This is a genomic window from Stieleria sp. (assembly GCF_041595215.1).
In the GTDB taxonomy this organism is placed as follows: domain Bacteria; phylum Planctomycetota; class Planctomycetia; order Pirellulales; family Pirellulaceae; genus Stieleria; species Stieleria magnilauensis.
Genome location: NZ_JBFHKV010000811.1, coordinates 1 through 4,085 on the forward strand (window position 1 = coordinate 1; position 4,085 = coordinate 4,085).

Sequence of the window (4,085 nt, forward strand, 5' to 3'; positions counted from 1 at the left end):
AGCTAATCCGAGTTTTCGAAGTCATTCGATCGGCCGCGCTGTTCACGAGCAAACTCGGTGGCCTTGTGATTGCCTCGTCGTTTCGTCATGCGGCTTCCCCCTCACCCCCCGCCCCTCTCCCCCAAACACGCCTCTACTCGTCGCAACGTTTTCGCTTTCTAAAATCACTCGACGCGTATGATAAATCCGAATCAATTAAAAGGCTTGTTCGGGGGAGAGGGGAGCCATTTTTGGGTAAGTGGCTTCTCGGTTTAGCGGCATTGGGCACGTACGCTAGCGCTAACATCAACGCACCATTTCGCGTCAAAGTAGATGACATTGAGCGTCAACCAGTAACGCACGCTACTGCGACAATCGATCCAAAACGTTCTTCGTGATCTGAATCACCGCGGCGTCGCCGCCGCTCAACCCGTGCGCCCAATCGGTTGTGCCGGTCGTCACCACCGTGCCACCGCCGGCGGACGTGTACGTTCCCAACACAGCCGCACCGACTCGATCGGTCGGAAACCGGTCGTACCAATAGCTGTCGCCCGGTGCCCATCGCGCTTCGCAGGTCCCCAGGATTTGGAACGTCTTGGGCGTCCCGTCGTTGTGTGTGGGAACGGGAACTCCGTCGATCCACTTCATTTCGCATCCGTCACACTCGTAGCCGACGATACTGTCCTTTCCACCGAACGCATCGCCTTGTTTCAATCCCGTTCCCTGGAACAACCAATGATCGGGGCGATGGACGGTAAACGCGCCCGATCCCTCCATGAACTGGCCGTGACTGCGATGGTAGCCGCCCCACAAGAAACCAACTCCGGTCAATTCATTCTCGGGACGTCCGACCAGGTGGTGGCTCCACGCCGTGCTCAGCAAACGATGGTCGCCCGTGCGATACAACGGGTCCATGTTGGGCGTCTGTTTCCATGAGGTCAACGTTCGGCCGTTGTTTCCGCTGCGCACCTGCCAACAACAGGTATTGCCACTGAAGAATGCAACATTACCGCCCTCACGGATAAAACGCTCCAGATGATCGCGCATCGGTGAAGACCAATATTCGTCGTGCCCGACGCTCAAGACCAGTCGGTAATCGGCCAGGATCTCGGGGTGAAATTCCAGATCGCTGTTGACCGCGTAGTCGATCGACTACCCATTCGTTTCCGCCCAACGCACGAACGGCAATTCCCACTTACCGAATTGTGAACCGATCGGGCGATCGAACGAAACCTGATGGCCCTGCAAGCCGTCGCGGTCGTGGTAGCTGTACAGGCTGTGTCCGCCCCAGTTTGTGTACGCGTTGTAGGTATTCGTTGACAGTTGCAGCAAGATGTTTGATTTCGGCTGCGAATCGCCGGCGCGGACGACGAAGAACAATGAGCCTTGCGCGCCGGCATCTCCACCGGCCTTCACCGTGACCTCGTAGTAGCCACTCTTCCAGTCACTGGGGATCGGCAACGTCCAGGCAACCGGCCAGTCACAACCATCCGACGACGCCCGATCAGCAATGGGATGGGCCGCACAGGCCACGCCGACTTCCTGATGGACTTGTTCGGTTTGTGCACCGACCCGAGAAATCGTCAAATCGACCGTTGGCTGATTGGACGAGAGGTGAAACGCAACCGTATCGCCGGGAATGTAGCTGAGTTGATCGGTGTAACCGAACACGTACGGACCGGAGGGCGGAAGCTGTTCCGCGTTGCTGTGATCACGCAGCCCGACGATGATCGTCGCCAACATCAACATTCGCAAAGTCATCTTGACCATTTGTTTCTCTCGTTGTGAATTGAAGTGTGTCGAGCCCAGTGTATCGCCGTCTTGCAGCGACGGGCAACGCACCGCACGGACGACTCAATCGGTGGTCACCCGTCGAAAAAAAGGAAAACCCACGGATGGCACAGCAGACCCACGGATACCTCACGCATCTTCTTCCTCTTATCGTTTTGCCCCCATCGTCTTGCCCCCCATTATTCTGCCCCGCATCATTCTGCCTCCCCGCATTCTGCACCGATCGTTTGACACTGCCTCGTTTCGCCGCCTCCAATCACAGCATCGTTCACCGAGGACCGGTTATGATAGTCCCACCGAACCCCATCCCATTTGTCGAGTCTGCGCGATGCGTTCCCATTCCATTTGCATTCGATTTCTGATCACTGTCTCAGCGGTCACAATGTTCGCCGTGGTGGCCGGTGCGGAAACGCCGGGTGATTCAAACGCGAGTTCCGAGATCGGCGGATACGATCGTCCACACGGTTTTGCGCACCAAAGCCGCAGCGAAACGGTTGCCAAGCACGGCATGGTGGCGACCAGTCATCCGTTGGCGAGCCAGGCCGGACTGGATGTCTTGCGTGAAGGCGGAAACGCCGTCGATGCCGCGATCGCGGCCAACGCGATGCTGGGCGTGGTGGAACCGATGAGCTGCGGGATCGGCGGTGATCTGTTCGCAATTGTCTGGGATGCCAAGACGAAACAACTTTATGGACTCAACGCCAGCGGTCGCAGCCCCAAACGCATCAACCAGCAGGTCTTCGTCGATCGCGGGCTGGACGAAATCCCCATCGAAGGTCCGTTGTCGTGGAGCGTGCCGGGCTGCGTCAGCGGCTGGCAAGCATTGCGAACACGGTTCGGGACGCGGGATCTATCTCGTTTGCTCGCGCCTAGCATCGAAACGGCTCGAGAAGGTTTTCCGGTCACGGAAATCATCGCCGGCGGTTGGGCGAATTCGGTCGAATCCCTGCTCAAGTATCCCGACAGTGCCGCGACCTATTTGATCGATGGAAAGCGTGCGCCGAAGGCCGGTGAAATCTTCCGCAATCCGAATCTAGCAGCGACGTACCAGAAACTTGCCGACACACACGGCAATGCGTTTTACCGAGGTGAAGTCGCCGATGAGATTGCCGCGTTCAGCAAACGCAACGAAGGCTTTCTTGACGAAGCCGATTTGCGTGACCATAGCGCCGAGTGGGTCGATCCGGTTTCGACCGACTACCGGGGCTATCGTGTTTGGGAATTACCGCCCAACGGTCAAGGCATCGCGGCATTGCAAATGCTGAACGTTCTGGAAACCGTCGACCTCTCCAAGTATTCCCCGGGACACCCCGAATACCTGCACTGGTTGACCGAAGCCAAAAAACTTGCCTTCGCCGATCGAGCCAAGTTCTATGCCGACATGGACTTTGCCGATGTCCCGGTCGATCAACTGATCTCCAAGCAATACGGCCGCCGGCAAGCGGCTCGAATCGATCCCAACCGAGCGCTCGCGGATGTTCCCGCCGGCGATCCGAAATTGATCTCCGGCGATACCGTCTATCTGACGGTGGTCGACAAGGATCGGAATTGCTGTTCGTTGATCCAAAGCATCTATTACGGGTTCGGCAGCCAGATGACCGTCGGTGACCTGGGATTTGCGATGCAAAATCGCGGCGCCCTGTTCGCACTCGACGAGGACCATTTGAATCGACTTGAACCTGGCAAGCGTCCGTTTCACACGATCATTCCGGCCATGGTGACGCGAGACGATCGACCCTATTTCTGTTTCGGCGTGATGGGCGGTGACATGCAACCGCAGGGGCACGTCCAAGTCCTCGTCAACTTGATCGACTTCGGACTGAACGTTCAAGCCGCCGGTGACGCCGCCCGCGTGCGACACGTCGGAAGTGCCCGCCCGACGGGAACGCCAGCCGAAGGAGCCGGAGTGCTGCATGTCGAATCAGGAATCACCGACGAGGCAGTGGCAGAATTGGAAGCGAAGGGGCATACCGTTTCGCGTGAACGAAGCAGCTATGGCGGATACCAAGGAATCCTCATTGACTGGCAACACAACGTCTTGCATGGAGCCACCGAAGCTCGCAAGGACGGCATCGCATTGGGTTATTAAACTCTGCCCCCGCGGCATTCCCCCTCCCAACGTCAGCGATCGACCGCCCCATCCACCTGCCGCCCCATTATTCTGCCCCGTATCATTCTGCCTTCCCTCCTACTGCCTTCCATCGTTTTGCCCCCACCGTTCCTCCCCCATCATGTTAAAAACCCTCCTTCTCGCCGCCTCGCTCTTGATACCTGCGGCGGCGTCCGCCCTTGCTGCGGATCCAATCCACTCTTCG

General features: G+C 57.9%; 1 protein-coding gene and 1 pseudogene. One reads left to right on the top strand and one right to left on the bottom strand.

Annotation, left to right across the window (positions count from 1 at the left end; genetic code table 11):
• Positions 1–342: 342 nt before the first annotated feature.
• Positions 343–1,749, bottom strand: a pseudogene (locus tag ABX749_RS24535) (N,N-dimethylformamidase beta subunit family domain-containing protein).
• A gap of 349 nt (positions 1,750–2,098) precedes the next feature.
• Here ABX749_RS24535 and ggt point away from each other — a divergent pair.
• Positions 2,099–3,859 (top strand): gamma-glutamyltransferase, encoded by a 1,761-nt coding sequence (gene ggt, locus ABX749_RS24540; RefSeq protein WP_372898311.1) that lies wholly within the window; start codon positions 2,099–2,101, stop codon positions 3,857–3,859.
• The last annotated feature ends 226 nt before the right edge of the window (positions 3,860–4,085 follow it).